General features: G+C 68.1%; 20 protein-coding genes and 4 pseudogenes. 15 read left to right on the forward strand and 9 right to left on the reverse strand.

Annotation, left to right across the window (positions count from 1 at the left end; translation table 11 throughout):
- A partial coding sequence (locus ACZ7L9_RS30635; protein WP_471420283.1) for a transposase domain-containing protein occupies nt 1–446 on the reverse strand: 446 nt, incomplete at its 3' end.
- 440 nt (nt 447–886) lie between these two features.
- On the opposite strand from ACZ7L9_RS30635, the gene ACZ7L9_RS30640 reads away from it, so the two are divergent.
- The 4 genes from ACZ7L9_RS30640 to ACZ7L9_RS30655 all read left to right on the forward strand — a co-directional run bounded on the left by ACZ7L9_RS30640 (nt 887) and on the right by ACZ7L9_RS30655 (nt 4,691).
- Nucleotides 887–1,621: a TnsA-like heteromeric transposase endonuclease subunit gene (locus ACZ7L9_RS30640; RefSeq protein ID WP_471420285.1), complete on the forward strand. Its 735-nt coding sequence runs from the start codon at nt 887–889 to the stop codon at nt 1,619–1,621.
- A 318-nt stretch (nt 1,622–1,939) separates the two neighbouring features.
- Nucleotides 1,940–3,508, forward strand: a complete 1,569-nt coding sequence (locus ACZ7L9_RS30645; RefSeq protein WP_471420286.1) for a Mu transposase C-terminal domain-containing protein — start codon at nt 1,940–1,942, stop codon at nt 3,506–3,508.
- On the forward strand, nt 3,505–4,554 hold the full coding sequence (locus ACZ7L9_RS30650) for an ATP-binding protein (protein WP_471420288.1): 1,050 nt from the start codon (nt 3,505–3,507) through the stop codon (nt 4,552–4,554). Before ACZ7L9_RS30645 ends, ACZ7L9_RS30650 begins: the two co-directional genes overlap by 4 nt.
- Entirely contained in the window at nt 4,551–4,691 is a 141-nt protein-coding gene (locus tag ACZ7L9_RS30655; protein ID WP_471420290.1) for a hypothetical protein, read from the forward strand. The genes ACZ7L9_RS30650 and ACZ7L9_RS30655 overlap by 4 nt, the downstream gene beginning before the upstream one ends.
- 500 nt (nt 4,692–5,191) lie before the next feature.
- Here the strand turns inward: ACZ7L9_RS30655 and ACZ7L9_RS30660 are convergent, their stop codons facing one another.
- The gene (locus ACZ7L9_RS30660; RefSeq protein ID WP_471420292.1) at nt 5,192–5,737 is read right to left on the reverse strand and encodes a GNAT family N-acetyltransferase; all 546 of its coding nucleotides are present in this window, start codon (nt 5,735–5,737) and stop codon (nt 5,192–5,194) included.
- A gap of 282 nt (nt 5,738–6,019) precedes the next feature.
- On the opposite strand from ACZ7L9_RS30660, the gene ACZ7L9_RS30665 reads away from it, so the two are divergent.
- Both ACZ7L9_RS30665 and ACZ7L9_RS30670 read left to right on the forward strand, forming a co-directional pair.
- A complete protein-coding gene (locus ACZ7L9_RS30665; RefSeq protein ID WP_471420294.1) occupies nt 6,020–6,421 on the forward strand; it encodes a hypothetical protein in 402 nt (133 codons plus the stop codon).
- 217 nt (nt 6,422–6,638) lie between these two features.
- Nucleotides 6,639–7,071, forward strand: a pseudogene (locus ACZ7L9_RS30670) (Tn3 family transposase); the annotation flags it as partial.
- A gap of 170 nt (nt 7,072–7,241) precedes the next feature.
- Here the strand turns inward: ACZ7L9_RS30670 and ACZ7L9_RS30675 are convergent.
- On the reverse strand, nt 7,242–7,820 hold the full coding sequence (locus tag ACZ7L9_RS30675) for a TetR/AcrR family transcriptional regulator (RefSeq protein ID WP_471420296.1): 579 nt from the start codon (nt 7,818–7,820) through the stop codon (nt 7,242–7,244).
- Between the two features lie 90 nt (nt 7,821–7,910).
- On the opposite strand from ACZ7L9_RS30675, the gene ACZ7L9_RS30680 reads away from it, so the two are divergent.
- From ACZ7L9_RS30680 to ACZ7L9_RS30705, 6 genes are all read left to right on the forward strand, one after another.
- The gene (locus ACZ7L9_RS30680; RefSeq protein WP_471420298.1) at nt 7,911–8,357 is read left to right on the forward strand and encodes an anthrone oxygenase family protein; all 447 of its coding nucleotides are present in this window, start codon (nt 7,911–7,913) and stop codon (nt 8,355–8,357) included.
- A gap of 177 nt (nt 8,358–8,534) precedes the next feature.
- On the forward strand, nt 8,535–8,885 hold the full coding sequence (locus ACZ7L9_RS30685; protein WP_471420300.1) for an antibiotic biosynthesis monooxygenase family protein: 351 nt from the start codon (nt 8,535–8,537) through the stop codon (nt 8,883–8,885).
- Between the two features lie 145 nt (nt 8,886–9,030).
- Nucleotides 9,031–9,207 (forward strand): hypothetical protein, encoded by a 177-nt coding sequence (locus tag ACZ7L9_RS30690; protein WP_471420301.1) that lies wholly within the window; start codon nt 9,031–9,033, stop codon nt 9,205–9,207.
- A 62-nt stretch (nt 9,208–9,269) separates the two neighbouring features.
- Nucleotides 9,270–9,695: a DUF4267 domain-containing protein gene (locus tag ACZ7L9_RS30695; protein ID WP_471420303.1), complete on the forward strand. Its 426-nt coding sequence runs from the start codon at nt 9,270–9,272 to the stop codon at nt 9,693–9,695.
- Between the two features lie 106 nt (nt 9,696–9,801).
- The gene (locus ACZ7L9_RS30700; protein ID WP_471420306.1) at nt 9,802–10,821 is read left to right on the forward strand and encodes a recombinase family protein; all 1,020 of its coding nucleotides are present in this window, start codon (nt 9,802–9,804) and stop codon (nt 10,819–10,821) included.
- Nucleotides 10,822–11,071: 250 nt separating this feature from the next.
- Complete coding sequence (locus ACZ7L9_RS30705) at nt 11,072–13,258, forward strand: M64 family metallopeptidase (protein ID WP_471420308.1); 2,187 nt, start codon at nt 11,072–11,074, stop codon at nt 13,256–13,258.
- Between the two features lie 588 nt (nt 13,259–13,846).
- Here the strand turns inward: ACZ7L9_RS30705 and ACZ7L9_RS30710 are convergent.
- Both ACZ7L9_RS30710 and ACZ7L9_RS30715 read right to left on the reverse strand, forming a co-directional pair.
- The gene (locus tag ACZ7L9_RS30710) at nt 13,847–16,045 is read right to left on the reverse strand and encodes a S8 family peptidase (protein WP_471420309.1); all 2,199 of its coding nucleotides are present in this window, start codon (nt 16,043–16,045) and stop codon (nt 13,847–13,849) included.
- 195 nt (nt 16,046–16,240) lie between these two features.
- Complete coding sequence (locus tag ACZ7L9_RS30715) at nt 16,241–16,681, reverse strand: hypothetical protein (RefSeq protein ID WP_471420311.1); 441 nt, start codon at nt 16,679–16,681, stop codon at nt 16,241–16,243.
- 2 nt (nt 16,682–16,683) lie between these two features.
- Here ACZ7L9_RS30715 and ACZ7L9_RS30720 point away from each other — a divergent pair.
- Nucleotides 16,684–17,310: pseudogene (locus tag ACZ7L9_RS30720) on the forward strand (ATP-binding protein); the annotation flags it as partial.
- Nucleotides 17,311–17,474: 164 nt separating this feature from the next.
- Here the strand turns inward: ACZ7L9_RS30720 and ACZ7L9_RS30725 are convergent.
- Nucleotides 17,475–17,561, reverse strand: a pseudogene (locus ACZ7L9_RS30725) (PP2C family protein-serine/threonine phosphatase); the annotation flags it as partial.
- Nucleotides 17,562–17,638: 77 nt separating this feature from the next.
- Here ACZ7L9_RS30725 and ACZ7L9_RS30730 point away from each other — a divergent pair.
- Nucleotides 17,639–17,788: pseudogene (locus ACZ7L9_RS30730) on the forward strand (serine/threonine-protein phosphatase); the annotation flags it as partial.
- A 75-nt stretch (nt 17,789–17,863) separates the two neighbouring features.
- Here ACZ7L9_RS30730 and ACZ7L9_RS30735 read toward each other — a convergent pair.
- Nucleotides 17,864–21,595 carry a S8 family serine peptidase gene (locus tag ACZ7L9_RS30735; RefSeq protein ID WP_471420313.1) on the reverse strand — a complete coding sequence of 1,244 codons (3,732 nt, stop codon included), beginning with the start codon at nt 21,593–21,595 and terminating at the stop codon, nt 17,864–17,866.
- 211 nt (nt 21,596–21,806) lie between these two features.
- Here ACZ7L9_RS30735 and ACZ7L9_RS30740 point away from each other — a divergent pair, with 211 nt between their 5' ends.
- Complete coding sequence (locus ACZ7L9_RS30740; RefSeq protein WP_471420450.1) at nt 21,807–22,091, forward strand: DUF4262 domain-containing protein; 285 nt, start codon at nt 21,807–21,809, stop codon at nt 22,089–22,091.
- On the opposite strand, the gene ACZ7L9_RS30745 is transcribed toward ACZ7L9_RS30740, so the two are convergent.
- Both ACZ7L9_RS30745 and ACZ7L9_RS30750 read right to left on the reverse strand, forming a co-directional pair.
- The gene (locus tag ACZ7L9_RS30745; protein ID WP_471420315.1) at nt 22,062–22,196 is read right to left on the reverse strand and encodes a hypothetical protein; all 135 of its coding nucleotides are present in this window, start codon (nt 22,194–22,196) and stop codon (nt 22,062–22,064) included. The two genes, ACZ7L9_RS30740 and ACZ7L9_RS30745, sit on opposite strands and share 30 nt — an antisense overlap.
- Nucleotides 22,197–22,647: 451 nt before the next feature.
- Nucleotides 22,648–23,514, reverse strand: coding sequence for an NAD-dependent epimerase/dehydratase family protein (locus ACZ7L9_RS30750; protein ID WP_471420317.1), 867 nt, complete (start codon nt 23,512–23,514; stop codon nt 22,648–22,650).
- Nucleotides 23,515–23,529 lie beyond the last annotated feature (15 nt).

A 23,529-nucleotide genomic window follows, 5' to 3' on the forward strand; every position in this document is an offset into this window, starting at 1 on the left:
GCGGCGTTCGCCTCCGTATCGGGAAGGTCAAAGGTCGTCCCGTCCACCGACACCAACCGCAGACCCCGAAACCAGGCTCCCGGCGTCGCCGGGACCGCCACGGGCCGGCAGACCCGGGCGAACAACGCCTTCATCGGTTCCGCCCCCAGACGGAGCCGAGCCCGTCCGATCGCCCCGCTGGTGGGTACCCGCCACGTCTTCGACCAGCGACGTTCCCGTTCCAGGCCCTGCGTGAGAAGCCGTCCGACTTCCTCATATCCCTGCCCCGAGAACAGGCACATCGCCAGCACGAAATACATCACCACCCGTGCGGGAAGCAGGCGTCGACGTTCCTCAGTGCGTCCGCACTCCGCCACCACCTCATCCACCAGCTCCGGCGGAAACGCACGCGTGAGCACTCCGAGGGCGATGCGATCCGAAAACCGGTCGCCCTGAACTTCCTTCAACTGTCCGGGCCTTGGCACACCAACTCAACGAGCCAGCACCACCAAAGTCACCGGTATTGTTCCTAGCCCCTCACTTCTGCTGACGTGGCGAGGGTCGTTGGACTATCCGGACTGTTCGCTCGCCGACGTGCCCACGTTGGAGTGAATGCTCTGGGCCGTCCGCCTCGCGACAACCGGGTGTGGTCCGTTGTTCACGGTCATGTCGGAGGCCGTGTCGTTCGGATGCATGGTCATGTCGGGAGGCCGGGTGGGTTCGTCGCGGGTCGAACTGTTCGCAAATATCCCGCAGGGACAGGCGTCTTGATCCCTTGATGTCTCATGACCGCTGTCATCCAATCGAGGCGTTTGACAGCGAACCCAGTCGTTTCGGCTTTCTTGCCAGCGAACCTAGTCGTACGAGGGGTCGTACTGGGGGGTGCTGGGTGGCTGTACCGGTCGGGGTGGATCTTTCAGAGCCGTATGTCGAGCTGTCGTACGTAGATGCCGTACGCAAGCGACAACGCCGTCCGCTACTGGACTGTGCGACGGCCCGGTTCGAGGACGCGGCCGCGGTCCGGCCGTTTCGCTGGTCGCGTGGTGAGCGTCACTTCTCCGGTTGGTACTGGACCGCGACGACCGGGCGGCACGTCGGTTTCGAATCGTGGCTGGAGCGGGACCGGTTGATCCTGTTGGACTTCGATCCCGGGGTAGCAGGGGTCGCCTCGCAGCCGTTCTGGCTGCACTGGCACGACGGCGAGCGGGAGCGTCGGCATGCTCCCGACTACTTCGTACGCCGCACGGACGGCTCGGCGGTGGTCGTCGACGTCCGGGCCGATGAACGGATCGAACCGAAGGACGCGGAGGCGTTCGACGTCACCCGCCTGGCCTGCGACCAGGCGGGGTGGGGGTTCGAGCGGGTCGGGGTGCCAGAGGCGGTGTTGCTGGCGAATGTCCGGTGGCTGTCGCGCTACCGGCATCCCCGGTGCCGACGCGGACTGGTCGTGGACCAGCTCCTGGAGGTCTTCGCGACCCCGGCCCCATTGCTGGTCGGCGCGGATGCGGCCGGCGAGCGGCTTGAGACGCTCCCCGTGTTGTTCCACCTCCTGTGGCTCCAGGAGATATCCGCCGAGGGACTGGCGGTCGAGTTGCTGGGGCCGTCCACGATCGTGCGTCTGGCGGATGGAGGTGTCCGGTGACGGGGGTGGGGAAAGGGTGGCGGGTGCCTCCTACGGCCCGGATCGCGGAGTTTCCCGCGACCGCTGCCGAACAGGCCCGCTGGTGGGAGGGGCACTTTCTGGAGGTCCTGGACGGTTTACGTCCGGATGCTCCTGCGGGGACGGTGCCACGCCCGGAGTTCGACCCAAGACGGAACTCTCTGGCTCAGCGGGAGCGGGCCAAGGCCGCTGAGCTGACGGCGGCCGGGCATGCGATGACGGCCAGCGGGATCAAGCAGCGGCGTCAGCTACCAACGCGACGGGCTGGTCGGACTGGCCGACGGCCGGTCGGCCAAGCAGATGCCGTCGTTCGGCCGGGTGGCCCCGGCGGTGGTCGAGGCGATGAGAGAGGCAATCGATGAGACGGCCGAGGCGTCGTCGAAGACGATCGGCTTCGTGGTCTGGCGGGCGACGCAGATCCTGGCCTCCCGCGAGAACGCGCAGGGCATCGAGCTTCCCTCGCAGCGCACGCTCTACCGGCTGTTCGAGAGGCTGGCCACTGGAACTCATGCGACGGGCTCGGCGACCACGCGCCGTTCGGTGAACGCGCGTCCGGCCGGGCCGTTCGGTGAGGTGCCGGCCTGCGCGCCGGGCGAGTGGATGCAGATCGACTCCACGCCGTTGGATGTCCTGGTACGGCTGGATGAGGGCATTGCCCAGAAGGTCGAGTTGACGGCCATGATCGACTTGGCGACCAGGTCGCTGGCCGCTGCGGTGCTGCGGCCGTCGACGAAGGCTGCCGACGCCTCTGCTCTTCTGGCCCGGAGCATCACCCCTGAGACGATGCGTCCTGGCTGGTCGGACGCCCTTCGGATGTCGAGATCGGTGATGCCACACCGGCGGCTGCTGGCTTTGGATGAGCGGTTGGAACACGCGGCTGCGAGGCCCGTGATCGTGCCGGACACGATCGTTTGCGACCACGGCAAGGTCTTTATCTCGAACAACTTCCGCGCCTCGTGCCGTTACCTTGGCATCAGCCTTCAGCCGACTCACAAGGCGTCGCCTTTCGAGAAGGGTGCGATCGAGAAAACGCTGGGTTCGGTGGCGACGCTGTTCGCGCAGTTCGTCGCGGGCTACACCGGCCGGTCGGTGGACCGCCGGGGCCGGGGCCTGGAGAACGGGCCGCTGTGGTCCCTGCCCGAGTTGCAGGGCCTGCTGGACGAGTGGATCGTCATCTGGCAGAACCGTCCGTATGATGCACTGCGGGACCCTGACTCACCGAAGCGCGCGTTCACGCCGAACGAGAAGTACGCGATGCTGCTGGAGTCGTGCGGCTATGTGCCGGCCCGGTTCAGCGGCGAGGACTACATCGAGTTGCTGCCCGAACGCTGGCAGGCGATCAACTCCTACGGCATCCGGATCAACCACCGCACCTACGACGACAGCGAGCTGACCCCGTTGCGCCGTCAGCACTCCGGGGTGGTGGAGAAGAAAGGGTTGTGGGAGATCCACTACGACCCCTACGACGTCTCCCGCATCTGGGTACGCGACCGTCGCAGCGAACCGGCCCGGTGGATCACAGTGTTCTGGAAACACCTTCACCGCGTTGGCGTCCCGTTCGGCGAAATGGCCTGGGACCACGCTCGCGAACAAGTTCCAGGTGGGACCGAAAAACAGATCGCCGACGCCGCCGCTGCCCTGCTGCGGCGGGCCCACGACGGCCCTGCCACGGAAACGGACCGCCCGGCGAAACGCTCACGGCGCGACCGGCGGATCGCTGCCCGCACCCGCGCCACCACCACCGACCGGCCACCCCCTGAGCCACGCGTCGCCGAACCCGTGTCCGGCGACGCGACCGGCACCGAAGTGGCGAAGGCCATCCCGCTGGGCCTGTTCGATCCGCTCGCCAATCCCTGGAGACGCACGTGACCCTGGCCGAACCAGCGACCCGACACCCCGCGCTGCACAAGGTCGATGCCGAGGCCAACCGGCAGCTGACCACACTGGACGGTTGGCGGAAGTTCATCGAGGGACCGCCCGCACCCCCAGTGCTTTTGTCGCCCCGCGATCTGCGACTCCGGACGCCGGTCGAACGGGACCTTTACGACGAAGACCGGCTGGACCATCACGCCCGGTTGCTTGTGGTTGCTACCTCGTTCGTCGAAAAGACCGTGGTCTGCGGCCGTCGTCTGGTTCTGCTCAACCGCCATGCGATCAGCGCTCGCCGCGGCCTGATGGTCTCCGGGCGCCCCGGAACGGGCAAGACCAGCGCCATCACACAGCTCGGACGCGCGCACGAACTCCTCGACCGGGCCCGTCATCCGAACGTTCCCGACCGCATCCCGGTGCTTTACGTCACCGTCCCGCCCGCAGCGACCGCCCGCATGGTCGCGGCGGAATTCGCCCGGTTTCTCGGCCTGCCGGTCCGGCACCGGTCGAACATGACGGACATCATCGAAGCCGTGGTCGGCGTCTGCACCGACACCCGCACCGGCTTGGTACTGGTAGATGAGATCCACAACATCTCGCAGGTCACCCGGGCAGGCGCCGAAGTGTCCGACACCTTGAAGTACTTCTCCGAGCGCATCCCCGCGACGTTTGTCTACGCGGGCATCGACATCGAGAACAGCGAGCTTCTGGCGGGCACTCGGGGCGCACAGATCGCGGGCCGCTTCACGCTGGTCCCCACCCGCCCATTTCCTTATGGCGACGAGTGGAAGGGGCTGGTCGCGACCATGGAGGAGACCTTGCTCCTGCACGATCATCCAGCAGGCACGCTGGTCAAACTGGACCGCTATCTCCACAACCGGACCGACGGCATGATCGGCGCGCTTTCCCACGCCATCCGGGGGGCCGCGATCGACGCCATCCTCAACGGCACCGAACGCGTGACCAAGGAAGGGCTCGACGCGATCCCCCTGGACCACACGGCAGAAACCCCCAGGACTCCGCTGAAGAAGGCGGCACATCGGTGACCACAGCGTTCCCCCGGAGTCTGGCCCGGCTTCCCATCCAGGTCGCGCCACGACTCGGAGAGTCAACCGACTCCTACATCCGCCGGCTGGCCCGCGCGAACCACCTCAAGCCCAGCTACCTGCACTGCTTCCTCTGAGGTCCGCCTCAGTGGTTCGGAAAGCCCCGTCTCGAAAGCCTCGCCATCGTCTCGGGCCGGTCTCCCGCAGCCCTGGAACGGGCACTTGCAGACGCCAGCTCACCACGCGGACGCTCCAAGCCGAACCCTCGCTACCCCAGCAGACATCCCTTCCGCGACCGCCTCGACCTGCCAGTCCTCATCGCCAACGATGCCCGCAGGGGCATGACGGTCCGCTCACTGGCCGAGCACTACAAAGTCCCGCCCTGGACAATCCGTCTCGCGCTGGACACCTCACGCCCAGCCGAAAGGGAAGTCTCCCGGGGAAGGGACCCGCTCAGAGGCAGGCTCATCGGTCTCATCGACAGCATGAGCACCGACAACCTCAACGTCAGGGGCGTCTGGACCAAGCTCATGGACGACCACGACTACTCGGTCTCCTACGCATCTATCCGCTACCACCTCAAGCGCCAACAGGACCGGGGAGTCCGCCCTGGAAACGAAGCCACCCAGTCCAAGCCTCAACCGGACGGCGTGACCGAGGACCACACGCCGAACCATTGCTCGGCGCCGTAGTCCTCGTACCGCTCCACCTCGGTGAACCCCAACTTTGCCGCGAGGCGCATCGAGCGCTCGTTGGCGGTCTGGGTGCGCAGCACCACCGGCTTGCCGGGACGCGCGTCGGCGAACCAGTCAAGTGCCGCTGCGCACGCCTCGGCGGCGTACCCGAATCCCCACGCCTGCGGCAGGAACAGGTAGCCGAGCTCGGTCTTTCCGACGTCCGGACGGACGTGCCCCGGACGCTCTGCGTGCGGATCGAGCATGATCGTGCCGATCATCACCCCGTCGAGATCGATCACGAAAAAGCCGGGGCGCCGCCCGGGCACCTCGGGCACCGTGCGTTCGAGCTCGGCACGCGGTCGAGGACCACCGAGGTAAGTGCCCACCTCTGGTGAGGCGTTCAGCTCGATGACCGCCTCACGGTCGCGGGCTTCGGACTCGCGGAGTACGAGCCGCTCGGTCTTGATCGGGGCAGGTGGCCAGGCGACGGGTCCAAGTGCAGTCATGGCGGGCAACCTATCGCAGACCCGTGAGAGGGATCCGAAAGAGAAGGCCCAGGCCGCAGATCCGTTCGAGGCTCTGTCATTCAACATAGTCGTCGCAGATCAGCGCACCACCTACCGACTAACTTCGTTGTCTAAGGACAGTCTCAGCGTGCGCTGGCTGAGAAGTACGGGACGCACCGGCGGACTGTGCGCCAGGCATTTCAGTCGGCCGTGCCTCCTCCGAGGAAGACCCCCAAGCGGCGGGTGACGGTGCTCGATCCGGCGAATCGGTGGATCGACACCATGCTCTGGGAGGACCAGACCGCTCCGCGGAAGCAGAAGCACACTGCTCGCCGTGTCCAGCAGCGATTGGCGACCGAGTACGGATTCGAGAGCGCGTCGTACTCGACGATCTGCGACTACCTCATCGTTCGTCGGCCGCAGATCGAGGCCGAGGCCCGCCGCGGTCGGCAGCACATGGAGGGCATGGTGCCCCAGGTTCATCTGCCGGGTGAGGAAGCGGAGGTCGACTTCGCCGAGGTCTGGGTTCGTCTGGCGGGGACGGCGGTGAAGTGCCACCTGTTCACGCTGCGGCTGTCGCACTCGGGCAAGGCTGTCCACCGCGTGTTCGCATCGCAGGCCCAGGAAGCGTTCATGGAAGGGCACGTGGAAGCGTTCAGGGTGCTCGGCGCGCTGACCGCGTGAGGGCCTCGGTGCCATCAGCCGCAGCCGGGATGCCCCAGACCCCGCACACGGCTCCCACTAGGATGGATGAGTATTCGGCAAGGGCAGGGCTTGCGTGCGTCGGGCTGGTGGTCAGGCGTCCTGGCGCAGGCCGCCGTATCGGACTTGGCCGACGAGGAAGAGGAAGAGGAAGAGGTTCGGGATCTTCTTGACCTGCACCTGTGCCCAGGGCAGCTTCCTGCGGGTCGTCGACCCGGTCGACGACACCTACCGGCGGCAGATGAACCGGCGGCTCACCGTCCAGGAGTCCCGTCACAAGCTCGCCCGCGACATCTGCCACGGCAAGCGCGGCCAGATCAGGCAGGCATACCGGACGGGACAAGAAGACCAGCTCGGCGCGCTCGGCCTGGTCCTCAATGCCGCCGTGCTCTGGACAACCCGCTACCTCGACGCCGCCGTCGACCACCTGCGGGCCCTGCCGCCCGAGGAGCGGGAGCATGACGTCCTGGACGAGGACGTGGCCCGGGTCTCCCCGCTGAAGCACGCCAACCTCAAGTGCCTGGGCCGCTACAGCTTCGCCGCCCGCCCGCCCGCCACGCGAGGGCCTGCGCCCACTGCGTGACCCGGCGACCGTCCACCTCGACGAGGACGACGAGGGCACCGGCGAATGACGCGGCGTTAGGGCGCGTATCGGGTCGTGATCAATGAGCATCGCAGCTTCCGGGGCGGGTGCCCGTCTGGGGTACGGGGCCCGGCGATCCGCGGCTGCGCCGTGTGGGCCGCAGGCAGGCAGCGGCGGGGCCCGAGGGCCCCGGCTGCGTGAAACTGCCGGGATGGTGTGTCAGACCATGGCGAGCCGGTCCACCAGCAGCTCCACCCTCGGCTCGGTGTCCTCCGGCGGCAGCCGTCCCGACCGGGTCAGGGTCGCCACCCCGTGCAGGGACGCCCAGAACACCTCGGTGAACAGCCCCGGGGCGACGCCGTCCCCGGCGACCTCGCCGAGGCACTCCAGCAGCGCGGCGAAAGCGTCCTTGAGAGGTTCCGGGGTTTCCTCCTGTGCGTACGCGAGGCCGCCGTCGAGCTGGAAGATGGCGTCGTAGACCGCCGGGTTGCGTACGGCGAAGTCGAGGTAGGCGCAGGCGAGGGCGTACACCCGGGCGCGCGGGCCGTCCGCGGCGGCGGTCGCGGCCCGCACCGCCGCGGCCATTTCGGTGGCGCCCTGGAGGGCGACGGCGCCGATGATCTCGCGTTTGCCACGGAAGTGGCTGTAGAGGACGGGCTGGCTGTATTCGATGCGCTCGGCGAGCCGGCGGGTGGTGACCGCGTCCCAGCCCTGCTGCTCGGCGAGTTCGCGGGCTGTCGCCACGATGAGGCGCTCGCGCTCCGCCCGTTCACGTTCCTTGCGTTCCTGTACCGACATAGTCCGATCCTAGCACCGCTAGACAGGAGAGCGGCAGCAGTACTAGCGTTGCCTCATCAGCTAGCAGCACTAGATGTCCGGAGGGTCATCATGCTCAACGCACTCGAGGTCGTCACCATCGTGGTCGTCGGCGTGATGGTGGGGGTGGAGTTCTGCGTCGCCTTCGTCATCAACCCGATCCTCAACGCCCTCCCGGAGGACAGCGGCCAACTCGGCCACGCCCACGGGGGCCGGATGCTCGGCGCCGTGATGCCGGTCTGGTACATCACCTCGCTCGTTCTCACCGCGGTCTGGGCCATCGCCGGATGGCACCACCACGGCACCGGCCTCGTCGTCACCGCCGGCGCGCTGCTGATCCTCAGCGTGGTCATGTCGCTCCTGCTGCTCGTTCCGATCAACAACCGGAGCAAGACGTGGACCCCTGACAACCGGCCCGCCGACTGGAAGCAGCAGCTGAACCGCTGGGACCGCCTCCACTACGTCCGCGTCGCCGTCATCATCGCCGCCTTCGCCCTGCTGGCCACCGCCCTCACCTGAGCCCACGGGCTCATCCGCCCGGTCGCCAGCCGCAACCGCTCGGCCGTGCGCCCGAAGTGCGGCACCGCCACCTCCATCTGCATCCAGGACCCGGACACCAACACCCTCGAACCCTGCTGGTATCCGCGGGACGCGGGCCCCAGCGACACCCACTGACCGATAGAGGAAGTGCCGAAAATGGCCAAGCTGCAGAGTCTCGACCCGCACACGCCGATGTTCGCGCAGTTCAAGGAGAAGACCGGGCCCATCGTCCTGGCCAACACCTTCGTCGTTCCGAAGGAGAGGACTGAATCGTTCCTGGCCCTCTTTCGGAGGCAGGCCGAGTTCATGAAGGCTCAGCCGGGATTCGTCTCCCTGCAGATGCACAAGGGAACGGCGGACAGTCAGCTTCTGATGAACTTCGCGGTCTGGGAGTCGACCGAGGCGCTCGCCACGGCGTTCGGCAGCCCGGAGTTCCAGCGCATGGCGGCCGAGTTCCCCGACGACATCGTGTCGTACCCGCACATCTTCGAGCAGATCGACGCATGACACGGCAGCTGTAGCCGGGGGAGGGCAGCCGGAGAAGCCCTGCCCTCCCCCGGGCAGTCACGCATCCATGCACCGTGCCGGGTCGCCAAGGCCACCGAGCACCCCACCACGCGTAGCCAAATGGGCGTCCCTGGGCGACCACCTGGTGGCCAACACGCCCAAGCTCACCCTGCTCACCCTCTTCGGCCTCGTCCTGGAGGACGCGAACCCGGCCGAGCGCGCCACGCTCCTGTCCGCCCTCCCCGCGCCGATCCGCGACATCCGGCACATCATCGGCCGCCCTCGCTACGCCCGCCACATCAGCCGCGTCCGCGCCGCCTGACCAGGCCCCATACGACTCACCGGGCTCTACCAAGCTCACGAAGACTCGCAAGGAGAAGAACAATGTCGCTGAAGAAGATCAACACCGTCCTGGTCGCCGCCTTCATCCTCTTCGTCCTCTGGTTCGGGGTGGAGTTCATCCTGAACCCGGAGACGACGGCGCCGGGCTTCGGCCTGCCGAGCTGGCCGTCCGGCGACGGCGGCGGCTTCCTGATCATCAAGGGAATCCGCGACGTCGTCTTGGCTCTGGTCCTGGGCATCCTGCTGGTGACGGGCCACCGCCGGGCGCTGGGCTGGGTGCTGCTGGTGGAGGCCCTCGCCGCGTACGGCGACATGACCACAGTGCTGGCCCACCACGGCTCAGTGGCCACCGCGCTCGGCGTCCACGGCCTGACCGCGACGCTGATGGTGGTCAACGGCCTGCTGATGATGCGCGAGACCCGCAAGATCGCGGCCGCTCCGGCGACGCCCGCCCCGCAGCCCGCCTGATCTCATCGGTCCAAGGTGGCCCGGACCCCGGCCGGGCGACCTTGGCGCGTGCCGGTATTCGCGTGTCAGTGCCCGCCGGGAAAGGCCAGGCAGGTGATTTTTTCCAGTGAGCGACGACCTGACGGCTGAGGCGGCCTGCTGCACCGCAGCGGCCACGGCCACCTGGACTGGTCGGTTGTCGCAGCTCGACGCCCTGGCCAAGCACGGCATCCCGCGCGACAAGGTGTTCTCCGAGAAGATCAGCACCCGCGTCCGCGTCCGCCCCCAGTTCGAGGCCGCGCTCGCGCTCGCCCGCCAGATCAAGGCCCACGCCCCGCACTGCCGCGTCATTTTCACCGTCTACGAGATGAAGCGCCTCGGCCGCGACGCCGCCGAACTCACCGCACTCGCCGACCACCTCACCGCCCACGGCCTGGTCCTGGAGATGCTCGCCGGACCGCTGCCCGGGATGTACGACCCCAGCGGTCCGGGCCGCCTGCTGTTCGCGTTCTTCGCCGCGATGGCGGAGACCGAGCGGGAGAACATCCGGGAGTCGACCCTCGAAGGACTCGACGCGGCGGCCCGCAAGGGCAAGCACGGCGGCCGGCCACCCGTCATCACCGACGACATGCTGCACACCGTGCTCCGGCGCCGCGCGAACGGCGAGTCGGTCGAGCAGACCCAGCCCGACCTGATCACCCCACCGGCAAACGCAAGGGTCAGGCCCCCAGTGTCGCGAGCGTCTATCGCGCGCTCGCCGAGCACGAGAAGAAGGAGGCGTACCCCGAGGCCGTCGTCCAGGCGCCCGCCGACTTCGCCGATTTCCAGAACGCCGACGACATCCCCCGCCCTCGCCGAGTCCGCATCCGACGGCCGGGCGATCCGCTCACGCCGGAGGAAGCCGACCTCCGGCAGCGTCTCCAGGACCAGGTCCTCCACCCCACGGAGACCGAGTAGCCAGCAAGATCAATCCCTTAGCGCCAATCGCTGTTCAATTGTTCCCCGGGGCCGTATCCGCACTGTGCCGATGCGCTTCGGCAGGAATGTCTCCTGCAGCTGCCCAAGCCCTTCGGTCCCCGGAGGTGTCGCCTCATGGGCTGTTGTCTGCCCTGAGGCGGTGTGGCGGTTCTCACCACCTCGGCCGTGAACGGCGCAACCGTGTGTACCTGGTCGTTCACACCTGGTCGCGCTCCCGACTGTCCTCTACGACAGCACAGCCACGGGTCGCACCGCCTCCTCCTCGGTCATGTGTCAGAAGTCCGTGCGCACCACCAAGATCTCTGTGCAGTCAGAGGATTGACACTTCCTCATGGCAAGCAGTCGTATGAAGGCCCATCGGATCAGGACACAGGTCGAGGAGCTTCCTTGTGAAACGTATATTGGTTCCACTTGTTGCGGTGGCTGTAGCGTTCGGCGCGATGGCCGCCGCGCCCGCCGCGACGGGTGCCGAAAGACAGGCGGCCGGCGCTCCGGTGAGCGCCGCGGCCGACGACGCGACGGTCGTTCCGATCCAGGTGACCGGCGACCCGTCGAATCGTTGGAACCTGGTGGTGCTCGGTGACGGCTACACCGCGTCCGAGATGCCCGAATTCCGCGACCAGGTCGACCAACAACTTAACGTCCTCTGGGGTCTTGAGCCTTACAAGAGCTACCGGAATTACATCAACGTCTACGCCGTCGAGACTCCCTCCCAGGAGTCGGGGATCAGCTGCGACCCTCAGTTGGATTCCCCGATGCGCAACACCCCTTTGGGGATGAAGCTCTGGAGCGGCTGCTCCACGAACGGCATCCAGCGGCTGCTCGTGATGGACAACAACGCAGCCAAGAAGTACGCGGCCCTGGCGCCCAAGGCGGATCAGATCCTCGCGCTGGCCAACAGCGACACCTACGGCGGCGCGGGCGGCTCGTACGCCACAGCGACCGGCGGCAACGCCATGTCGGCACTGATCGCCCCGCACGAGCTCGGCCACTCCTTCGGCGGTCTCCAGGACGAGTACGACTACTACTCCCGGGGTGAGACCAGCGGAACTTACAGCGGCGGTGAACCCAAGTCCGTCCATCACACCCTGCTGACCGAGCAGCAGATGCGCGATCAGAAGGCCAAGTGGTGGCGCTGGCTGGGGGAGAAGAGCGAATCGGGCGGCACCATCGGCCGGTACGAAGGCGGCATGTACTACACCGAGGGCGTCTGGCGGCCGAGCCGGCATTCGATGATGAAGACGCTCGGCTACTACATGGACCAGGTGAGTCGTGAACAGATGACGGCGGGCCTGTCGGGCGCCGTCAACCTCATCGAGGACTCGACGCCCACCGATGAACCCGTAGGCCCTAACGACGAGTTGTGGATCGACACCGTTCACCCGGTCTATCACGAGCTCGACGCCACCTGGAGCGTCAACGGCAAAGTGGTCCGCACCGCCGCCAACGCCCGCAGCGTCAATGTGCGGGACCTCCACGCACGCGCGGGCGACACGATCGGTGTGAAAGTCGTCGACGGCACGGACTTCGTCCGCGATCCCGCCCTTCGGGACAGCAGCAAGATGACGGCCACGCGCGAGTGGACGGTCGGGACACCCTCCGCACCGTTCGCCGACAACGATGCTCCCAAGATTTCCCTGGCGACGCCCGCCGAGCGGCCCGTCGGGGCGACTGACGTCCTGTGGGTCGACCCGAGTCACCCGCGCGACCACGCTCTGAACGTGGTGTGGCGGCTGGACGGCCATGTCGTGGGGCACTCGACGAGCCTCGACCTCGGCGGCCTCCGACTCGGCAAGGGCACCCACCACGTCGACGTCAGCCTAAGCGATTCACGCAAGCCCACGTCGCCTGCGGCAACCGAACAGTGGACAGTCGACAACACGGCGGCAACCACCAGTTACCTTGTGTCGGACCCGGTCAGTGTCTCGAAGAACAGCGACGGCTCTCCGCACTACACCGTCAAGGACTCCTTCAGCCTCGCCCTCACGGCACATGACGACCAACCAGGGGCACTGACCTCGGAATTCCGAGTCGACGGCGACGGATGGTACCACTACTTCGGCTGGCCTACGGACGGTTCCAAGCCGTTCCTGTTCACTCCCACCGGAACGAACGTGGATGATCTGATCTACGGCAACCTCGGCACCGGAGGCCTGTCCACCTCACCGTTCGCCAAGCGGCTGCCCGGATACGGCACCCACCAGATCGAGTACCGCTCCGTCGACGCCGCCGGCAACGTGGCACCGCCCAAGAAGTTCACCGTCACGGTGCTCCCCAAGGACCCGACGACGCCGGGCTCCATACCCGTCACATCGAGCGCGGCGACCCTCTGCGTCAAGGATCAGACGCAGGTCCAGGTGTCCGCCCGGAACCGGTCGGCAGACCAGGCCGACCTCACGGTAAAGACGTCCTACGGCGAGCAGACCTTCAAGAACGTCCCCCCGGACGGCAAGGTCTCGGCGGTCTTCCGCACCGGCGAGCCGACCACCGAGACCGGCAGCGCGACGGTGACCGCGCACGCGAAGGCCAAGAGCCCCAACGGCACGAACGATCACGAGCTCGACGCCACCTACCAGGTCCCCTACAACCGGTTCGCCTGCGACTGAGCCCATCCTGCGGTTGGGCGGTGGTCCCCGCCGGGGACCACCGCCCAACACCGGGGTCGTGGTGGGCGAGCGGATCGAGTTCGAGGCCGCCCAGTCCCGGGCGGCATCAACGCTGGAGCGGGCTCGGCGGCTGGCGGAGATGCATCCGGCGCTGTTCATCGTGTGGGACTTGCTCGCATTGCCGGGCCGGGACATGCGTGGCCGACCGTATACGGAGCGGCGTGCGGTCATGCTTGATGGTCTGCCCGCTTCACGTGAGCGGCCACAGCTCACGTTTTAGCCGTCAGTTTGCATGGGCTTGGGGGTAGTTGAAGGCAAGACGCCGGTCCGCCCTGACGGCGAACCGGCTTTCCCTGCCCTGCTCCGCAGGGGTTCGTTTCCTCCCCGGCCTGAAGGCCGGGGTATCCACGAAGAGAGTCTGATGAAGAGACGAGCACGGCAACCTTGCGGATCTTGAAGCTTAGACACCTCCGTGATCCACATGTGCCGTGCTCGTTTGAGTTTTCCCCTCCCGGTCCGCCGTGATCAAAACGGGCGAAGCGGACTCTCCTCGGAGTCCTGAGCCGAGTTGAGTCAACGGGTCACGGCTTACTGTCCGTTGTTCGGCACCGCGTCCATGACGGTCAGCGTCATGCTGTTGTTCTTGTAGGACACCCGGAACAGGTAACCGCCCACGTTCAGGGCCCGGTTCTCCGGCAGCGCGTGGAAGGCGCCCTTGATCGAGCTACCGCTCATGATCGTGAACACGGTGCCCGGGGTCAGCTTGCCCCGCACATCCAGGTCCAGCTCACCGTCCAGCACCAGGTTCCCCGCCGCCCGGATGCTCGTGTAGTCCCGGTCGCCGGAGATCGTGACGGCAACGCGACCCTGCTTGCCGATGGTCGCGTTCCCGCCGATGTTCAGGACATTGCCCGCGGCGCCGGAAGCGCCGGTGATCTGCGCGGCCTCGTCGGCCGTGAGACCCGGCCGCAGCACGCCGCCGCCGACGTCAATGCTGCCGCCCACGGTGCCGCTGCCGCCGAGCGTTCCGCCGCGCACGTCGATGGCGCTCGCGTGCGAGCCGACGACCGAGAGTTTGCCGTCGAGGACGGTGCTCGTCCCGTGCCAGGTCTCGCTGCCGGTGAGGAACAGGGTGCCGGCGCCACGCTTCGTGAGGCTGCCCTCGTAGGCGCGGGCCTCGCGGGCTTGTTCACGGCGAACCCCGATGGCGTAGTCCGACTTGTCAGCGTCGCTCGCGCCGGCCGGCAGGCCCTTGGTCCAGCCCTTGGTGGCCTTGGTCGCCGCCCAGGCGGCCGCCTCGGCGGCGTCCTCCTGCTGGCGGGCCCGGATCGCGACGTCCGAGATGTCGTTCGACCACACGTCGTCGCGCCCCTGCGTGTCGACGACGAACGGCCCCAGGAACTGGCCCGGACCGTTCATGGCCTCCCGCAGGCTGACCGTGCCCCAGCCGTTGCGGCTGTCCGGCACCTGCACGATCCGGCCGCCGGTGGGGTTCAGCACGGCGTCGCCCGCCGCGTCACTGATCGTGTTGTTCTGCCGGCCGGTGGTGAACATCGTGTAGAGCGCCTGCTCGTTGGTCATGTACGGGAAGCGCTGCATGATCAACGACAGTGCGGCCGCCGAGTGCGGGCCGGCCATCGACGTCCCTGACGAACTGCCGTAACGGGGCTCGGGCACGCCGTCGACGACCGACACGGTCGTGCTGTTGATGCTGTTGGCCGGCGCCGTCACGCAGGACCACTTCGCGACACCGCACTGGTTGAACGTCTGCTGGCCGGGGACCCGAACGGAGCCGTCAGAGTTGAACGTGCGCCCCTGGGTGGGGTTGATCCCCGACGTCGTGTACCAGCTGCCCTCCAGTTCGGGCATGAAGTACGGCGCGGCGCCTCGCGGCGACGGGTTCACGTAGCCGCTGTTACCGGCGGTGAACTGGATGACCGTGCCGGTACGTGCGGCCTCGATGGCACCGTTCAGCCAGTGGGCGGCGCTGCCGTTCGCGTCGACGACGCCGTCCGGAGTGGACCAGAGGCGCCATGCCGTGTTCAGACCGAAGCCCGCCGGGCTGCCGGGCGGCGTGTCATACGTGTTGTAGTTTTCCGTGTTGGGCTGGCTACCCCAACTGCTGGTGATGATCTTGATGGGCTCGCCGTTCGCCGTCTTGGCGGAGTTCACGGCCCGGTAGACATTGCCGATGTAGGCGTCGTCCGGCGTCTGCGCGGCGGTCGCGTTCGCCGGCAGGAGACCGTAGAGCACGCCGTCCTTCTTGCCGGTGTTGCCCATGTACACGTTGCTGTTGAACGCGACGCCGTGCATGTTGGCATCCGGCCCGGCCGGTTGCGTCTCGCCGACGCCGTCGCGGCTCGCACCGATGGTCCCGCTGACGTGGGTGCCGTGGCTGTCGTTGAGCGCCGGGTCGTAGAACCCCGGCGTGGGGCCCGTCTGGCCGCCCTGGGCCTCCACTGAGAAGTAGCGGTCCCCGACCGCGTAGTTCGTGTCCAGGCTCCCGTGCTCCCGGACGTGCCCGGCGAAGACGCCCGAGTCGACGACGCCGATGTTCATCCCGGTGCCGGAGTAGCCGGAGGCGTAGGCGAATTCGGCTCCCATCGACACCAGGCCGGCGTCCCGGTTGAACTCAGGGGTACGCCAGCTCGCCGCGTCGCCGAGCCGGCCGGGATCTCCCTCGTAGGTCTTGATCGGCGGTGGCACGGGCACCTGCCCCATCGCCGGCTGCGCGGCGACGCCGAGCACCACTATCGGTATCAGCCCTGCGATCAGCGCCGGCTTCACGCGTTTTATGTTCGGCACTCCGACCCCTTCCAAGATCGATTGCGCCGGATGCTATTCCTCCTTCCGGGGCGGATCAAGGCGTCGGCGGACACCTTATTTATCTACGTTGGAAGTAAGCACCAGAGGCCGGGCGATCCGTGACGTGGCAGCGCTGGCGGACGTGCCATGGACCGTGCGTGCCAGGCGGGCGGCTGGTTACCGGTGCCGTGCCCACCACCGGCGCAGCGCGTAGCCGGCGCCGCTGGCCAGGAACAGGACGGCCGTGGCGAGCAGCCAGCGGGTGAGGAACGGCCGTTGGTTCTGCCCGGACGCGGCCAGACAGGTCGGCCGACCCACGGTCAATCGGACAACTTCGCCGTGACGCTCAGCAAACGGAGAGGGGTCGTGGCCGAAGGAGGCCCAGCCGTTGCCGTCGACGACCTCAAGCCAGTCACGCCCCTCGTTCAGCTCGTTGCAGCAGCCCGGCAGCAGCGTTGTGCCGGTTGCGTTGTCAGTGATCTGCATGCCGCCGGATGCGAAGAGGTTTGCGCCGGTGACCAGCACGAACGCGAAACGGAAGAAGGGCACGCCCGCATGAGCCGCAGCAAGACCGCGGACGACGCCGAGACCATGGCGGACGGTCAGGTCCCGCCGCAAGGATGCCGCTGCCCGGTGACCCGGAGGACGCGGCGATCGACGAAGCCTGCCGGGACCTGAGGCTTCCCGCCGGCCGTGAAAGGTTCGTTGAGCCGGCCGTTGCCGCCCGGCGCGAGCAGACGACCTACAAGCAGTTCCTCCTGGACCTGCTGCAGGTCGAACGCGCCGACCGCGACGTTCGCCGCCAGCAGTGGCTCATTCGCTCGGCAAAGTTCCCAAGGCCCAAGCGGCTGGAGGACTTCCGGTTCGAAAAGAACCCCAATGTCCCGGCCGAGGGCGTCGCCGACCTGAAGGCGACCTCCTGGGTCCGCGAGGGCCGCTTGGTCGTGATCGGTGCCTCAGGTACCGGCAAGTCTCATCTGCTCATCGGGATTGGCACCGCGATCGCCGAGGCCCGACTGACCGTCCGCTACACCGCCACGCAAGCCCTGGTGAACGAGCTTGCCGAGGCGGAGGCCGCCAAGCGCCTCTCGTCGGTGATCGCCCGCTACAAGGTCGACCTTCTGTGTCTGGACGAGATCGGCTACGCGAACCTGGACAAGAAGGGCTCCAAGCCGCTGTTCCAGATCTTCACGGAGCGGGCGGAAGCCAAGGCCACGGTGGCCGCGACGAACTGGCTGATGGGGCAGGGAGTCGGCCTCGTGCACGACATCCGGCCCGCCGGGGACATCGTCCGTGAGGTGATGGAACAGGCCGAACGAGGCCTGACCCAGTCGGCAGCGCTGAGGTGGACGGCCGCCGGCGACGGGGCAGGCCCTCGGCCTCGTCCCACGACCGCCACGGCGGCCCCGGAGTGCGGGGGAATGTGCCCGCAGTTGATGACTTGTACCTCGTTGTGAGCGTCGATGTTGACGATGAGCGCTGTGACGAACCGTTCGTCGCGGTCGCGGTCGCGGTCGCGATCGCATCGGCATCGGACATGGCGGTCGGCGGCTGGCCGGGAATCCCCGGACCTTTGGGCGCGGACTGCCCGCGGTCGGCGCCGCGTTCGCCGTCATCGGCGCCTTCCGTGAGGCGGCCCACCGAGAGCTCACCCTGACCGCGCTCGTCGACGCCCTCGACGCCTCCGTCGTACGGCACAACTCCTACGCCGCGCAGACCGGCGACGCGGGTGCGGCCCTTGCACCGCGCACGCGGCAGGTGGGAGCCGGGCCGCCGACTGCGCGGCTCCCACCCGGTCGGTTACTTCCGCACGCCGACCGCGCGGATGATTTCCTGCTTGACCGAGCCGCCCTTGTCGTCGGCGGCCGAGGCCCGCACGGAGATGTACTGCGCGTCGTCCGGCACCCGCACCGAGCCGGCCCAGGCGGCGGACTTACCGCGTACGCCGTCGAGTTCGACGGATGTCCACGTCGCGCCGTCGTCGAAGGAGACCTCCAGCGTGGAGCCGGTGATCTTCCCGGTGTCCGGCGCGCCGTTGACGTACTCGGAGAAGATCCCGAGATCCAGCCGCTTTCCGGCCCGCACATCACCTTGCAGGTCGGTGTCGACGTCGAACCCGAGGTTGAGCATCGGCAGATACGTATACCGGTCGGCCGGCGTGGCGGACGACTTGAAGGTCCATTCGGAGTGGCCCTTCGTGGAGAGCCGCCAGACTTCCGGGTCCAGGGTGGTGTCGGTGACCACCTTGAAGTCCTGCTCGGTCGGCTTGACGTTTCGGGCGTACGCCCCCGAGCCGGTCCTCCGGTCGACCCGCACCCCGTCCACGTACACCTCGGTGAACTGAGTCATCGAGCTCTCGTTCCACACATCACCGAAGCCGGTGTGGTCCGGTCCCGAGTCGCCCCAGCCCGGCGTGTTGAACTCCAGGTCGTTGCCCGCGCGCTGCTGGCCCCAACCGAGGCCGGTACCCAGCCACGGGTGCCAGACCGGCTTGAACCAGTCGATCCCGGAGCGGGCGCCGCCGCGGTAGTGCACGATGCCGCTGCGCTCCTCGAGGGCGCCCGGGCCGCTGGACATGGACTCGTGCCAGCCCTGGTCGGGGCCGGCGCTGATGTAGTCGGTGCGCTCCGCGGGGAACTTGATCTTCTCCTGGAATCCGATGCCGTAGGGGAAGCTGTCGCTGATCGAGTAGCGGAACTCGCCGCCGTCGGCGGACTTCGGCGCGTGGAACTTGTTGTTGACCACGGCCAATTCGCTCTTGCCCGGCCGGTACATCAGATCGGCGGGGATCGCCCCCGAGTATCCCTTGCTGAGGTCGTAGACAAACGGCGTGAACTCGGTGGCGGTCAGTTCCACGCCCTGGCCGAGCCGAGCGGCCTCGATCAGCCGCGCCCCGTCCTCCGCGTTCACCGTCGCACTGTACAGCGGACGTGTCGCCCCGTCGGCCCCGCTGAAGTTGGCCATCAGCCGCCCGGGAACCTCGTCGGTGACGAACAGGGCCTTGGCGCCCGCATCCTGTGCGTTCTGGGCCAGCTCGGCGGGCGTGATCGCCTCGGTGCGGCGCACGACCACCGCGTTGCCCGTCACGTCCTTGCCGGCGTAGTCGGCGGAACTTCCGGCGCCCGCGTCCACCAGGGACATCCGCTTGTGCCCGGTGAACAGGTCCGATCCGTACTGGACGGCCGTCTCACCGAGCCGCCGGCCGCCTGCTTCGACATCGAGTTGCGGCTTGCCGAGCCGCCAGACGGTCCGGTACTCGAAGGTGCCCGCGGCGGGCTTGCGGGTCGGCGCGGCGAAGACGCTGTCGTACTTCGGCGGGACCTGCACGGCCTGCGTGAAGGACGCACCGTTCACAGCCCGGTTCAACTTCATCAGCAGCTGACGGGTCTGCGTCCGCTGGTCCACCTCGGCCCGGATCTCCCGCAGCATCCGCCCGTCGAGGGTGACTTCTCGGTCCTGGTCCATGGTGACCTCGGGCTCGGTGAGAAGGCCGAGGCCCAGCGAGTCCTTACCGTTGCTGCCGCGTACGTCGAGGAAGCTGGACAGGGTGTACGTGCCAGGCTGCAGGCGCAGCCGCAGCGTGCCGGAGTCGTCGACCGTGGCAAAGAAGGGGTCTACGCCCTTGGCCAGCTGCTTTACGGTCAGGTTGGCGGCGGACGCCGCGCCCTTGCGGTCCTTGACGTGGACCGTGAGGGTGTAGCGCTCGTCCTCCTTGGTCAGGCCGAAGGCCGTGTGCGCCACCACCGTGTCGCCGTCCTTGGCGACGATCCGGCCGGAGGTGGCGCCGACGCGCGCGGCGGTGCCGTCACCGGTGACCGTGGTCTGCGCGGTGCCGTGCGCGGGCACGGTGAGGGTGGAGTCGGCGAGGGTGACCACGCCGGCGGGAGCGCCCTCGGCGGTCAACGCCAGGGTGACCGGCCGGTCGGAGGCGTTGGTGTAGGTCAGCGTCTTCGTGACCGGCTTGTTCGCCTCGTAGGGCCAGCTGATGAAGCCGAGGTCGGCGCTGCCGGTCGCGGTGATCTGCGCGGCAATGGCGGACGGGACGTCGACACGGCCCGCACCCACCTCGTACGACGTGCCGCTGATCTGCTTGGACGTGCTCATCAGCCCGTCCTTGAGCTGCTGTCCGCTCCAGTCGGGGTGCTTCTCGGCGAGCAGCGCCGCCACGCCCGCGACGTGCGGGGTGGCCATGGACGTACCGCTCTTCGATGTGTAAGGGCCGCTGCCGCTCACGAGCTGCGAGCGCGCCGCGAGGATGTTCACGCCCGGCGCGGACAGGTCGGGCTTCAGGGCCTTGTCGCCGAAGCGCGGGCCCTGGCTGGAGAAAGACGCACGCTTGTCGGCGGAGTCGACCGCGCCTATCGTCAGTGCGGAGTCGGCTGCGCCGGGGGAGCCGATGCTGCCGGGAGCGCCTGCGTTGCCGGCCGCGATCACGAACAGGGCGCCCGTCTCCTTGGAGAGGGTGTTCACCGCCTGGGCCATCGGGTCGGTGCCGTCACTGCCCTGCGACGATCCGAGGCTCATGGAGACGATCTTGGCGTGGACGTCCTTGGCCGCCCACTCCATGCCGGCGATGATCTGCGACTCGGTGCCGGAACCCTGGTCGCTGAGGACCTTGCCGACGGCGAGCGTGGCGCCGGGCGCGACGCCCTTCTCCTTGCCGTCGGACGCGGCACCGCTGCCACCGACGGTCGAGGAGACATGCGTGCCGTGCCCGTTCCGGTCGGCGACCTCCTGGCCGTCGATGAAGCTCTTGGTCTCGCTCACCCGGTCCTTGAGATCGGGGTGGGTCAGGTCCACGCCCGTGTCGAGGACGGCGACCTTGACACCCTTGCCGGTCAGCCCGGCCTCCCAGGCCGCGGGGGTGCCGATCTGGGCGTTGCTGGTCTCCATCGCGGTGTCGACGCGTGCGTCCAGCCAGATTCTTTCGACGCCGCCCGACAGATGCACACGGCCCGAAGTCGCGCTGCGCGTCCCGGAGGTGACGTCCGGTGCGACCGTGCGCCAGAACTCCCCGGACGTCGACGCCTCCAGGGCCGCACCGCCCACACTCGGCAGCCCACGGACCTGGCGGGCTCCGTGGGGCGTCGCGCTGCGGGCGTTCTTCGTGTACGTCACGATGAGCGGGAGGCCATCGGACGACGGGTCACCGAGCCCCTGCTCGATCAGAGCGGTGACGTCGAAGAGTTCGGCGTCGAGGACGCCCGCCTGGAGGTAGGGCCGGGCCTCGTCGGGTATGACGGTGATCCGGCCGTCGGATATCTCGCTGCGAACCGCTCCGGTCGCGCCCTTGGGACGCTCCACGGCGACCGACTTCCGGCCCGCGCCGAGGTCGGTCACGGTCACCTGGTCACCGGTGATCAGGGTGACGGTGCTCGCGGTGGTGGGTGCGTGCACCGGCGACACGGCACGGTCGGTGCCCGACGTCGTTCCCATTGCCCCGGCTGCGACGGCCTGCCCAGCCGGCAGCAGTACGAGCGACAGCCCGGCTGCCAGCAGCCGGGACCTCCGTCTCGCGGATGCTCTGGTCATGGATGTCTCTCCTCCGCGCACCCGGTGAATGGGTGGTTCCGGGTGCTGCGAAGAGTTTTCGGGGCGGCAACGTGCATGTCGACCGTTCTGTCCTGGCGGATACCCGACTTGACAGGTATCCGTCAGTGACGGCCGCGGAGCACGGACTCGCCCTACGCCCAGCCGTGGCGGCGGGCGCGTGGTCGACAGCTACCAAGTCGCCCTCAGACAGGTGGATCTCCGCTGGTACCGGACCTTCTTCGGGCGGGCCATCGGGTTCTACCGGCGGCCTCCCTTCTCGATGCTGCAAGTTGCGTGGCCTGACGCGGATGACCGCTTTCACTGTGAAGAGCAGGTTCAGCAGAGCCACCGGAGTCACAGCCTCAGCTGCGGGTGCCGCCAAGCGAGCACCCTACTGGGGTCTGGACGGCCGAACTCTGACCCCAGGAAACAGCGGTCAGCGACACACCGGCATCGTCGCGAGGCGTTACTGGAGCAGGATCATTTTGCGGAGTAGTTCGAATCCGGCTCGACCGTAGAGCTGTCTCTTGATCTTCTTGATGCGGTTCACGGCGCCCTCGATGCTGTCGGAGTTCCAGTCCAGGGTGAGTCCGGCTGTCACGGCGTCGAGGTCTTGGAGCAGGTGGAGTGCGAAGCCGGTAAGGCGGGGTAGTTGGCTGGCGCCGACGGCGTCGATGCAGTCAGGGAGCGTGGCGCCGAGGCGGCCGCTGAGTATCTCGCCGAAGCCGCGGACATGCGCGGCGGCCGTGTCCAGTTCAGTCCCCGGGTGGAGCGCGGAGGTTCCTGTCCGCGTTCAGCGCGATATCACCGCACTTCCGTCCCGTCCGCCACCGCCTCACCGCACCCGACTACCGCACCACGATGAACGAACCCTTCAGCGTCCGGAACCAACTCACGGGGCTCACCGGCATGCCCACAGCAGCCTGAGCCCACGGTCCACAGTCGACCCCCACCACATCCCGACGCGTCCTCAGCCGGACAAGCCCGGGACAAGTCGACAACGCCCGTCCTGTTTCTCTCCGTTCTGCGGTGGTCCGGCGGCCGTCCTGATCTCACTGCGGGGTGACCGCCCCGTGACCGAGAAGATTGCGTGCCGTGAACCCGAGCAGCCTGCGCGCGGCCGAGGTGTCGACCGGCGCCGCGCGACCCGGCAGCGGGCGCCGCAGCACGGTGGTGGGGTGGTAGCGGCGCAGCAGCTCCTCCGTCGAGTAGGGCACGATGATCTCGGGGGCGCAGAGGTGTACCGCGTGCGCCGCACGGCCGGGTACGTCCAAGGCCAGCAGCGCGGCCCTCGCCGCGTCATGGACCTCGAGATACGTCCACAGGTCCCGTGCCCCCGCGGCCGGGTCGGCCGTGAGCCGGGCGGCGTGCGCGTGCAGCCGTTCCTCGAATCCGCCCACGTACGGATAGCGCAGGCACACCACGCTCATCCCGTGCCGCCGCGCCATCATCTGCGCTGTCAGCTCGTCGACCTGTTTGGAGAGACCGTAAGGGTCGGCCACCTGGGAGGCCATCGCCTCATCGACCGGTGCGTACGGCGGATGCGGATCCTCGACGTCCGTCCAGGGCAGGCCCGTGACACCCCATGAGCTCGCCACCGCCGCATGCCGGATTCCGGCCCTGCCGGCCTCCTCCAGGACGGTGAAGGTGGAGAGGCTGTTGCCCGCGAAGACCTCAAGCGCGGTGTTGCGCGCGGGAGTCGGGATCGCCGCCAGGTGGATGACCGCGTCGGCGCCCTCCAGAGCCGCCTGCACGGTCTTCGCGTCGGCGGCGTCACCGGTCACGACCAGGCGCGCCGCGAGATCGCCGGGATCATCGAGGACCAAGGCGTTCGTCTCGATCCCGCGTTCGGCGAGCAGCGCGAGGACTGCTCGCCCGATCCGCCCGGCGGCCCCGGTGACCATCGCTCTGCCAACCATCCAGTCACTCTCCTG

Source organism: Streptomyces sp. NPDC111516, from assembly GCF_055635345.1.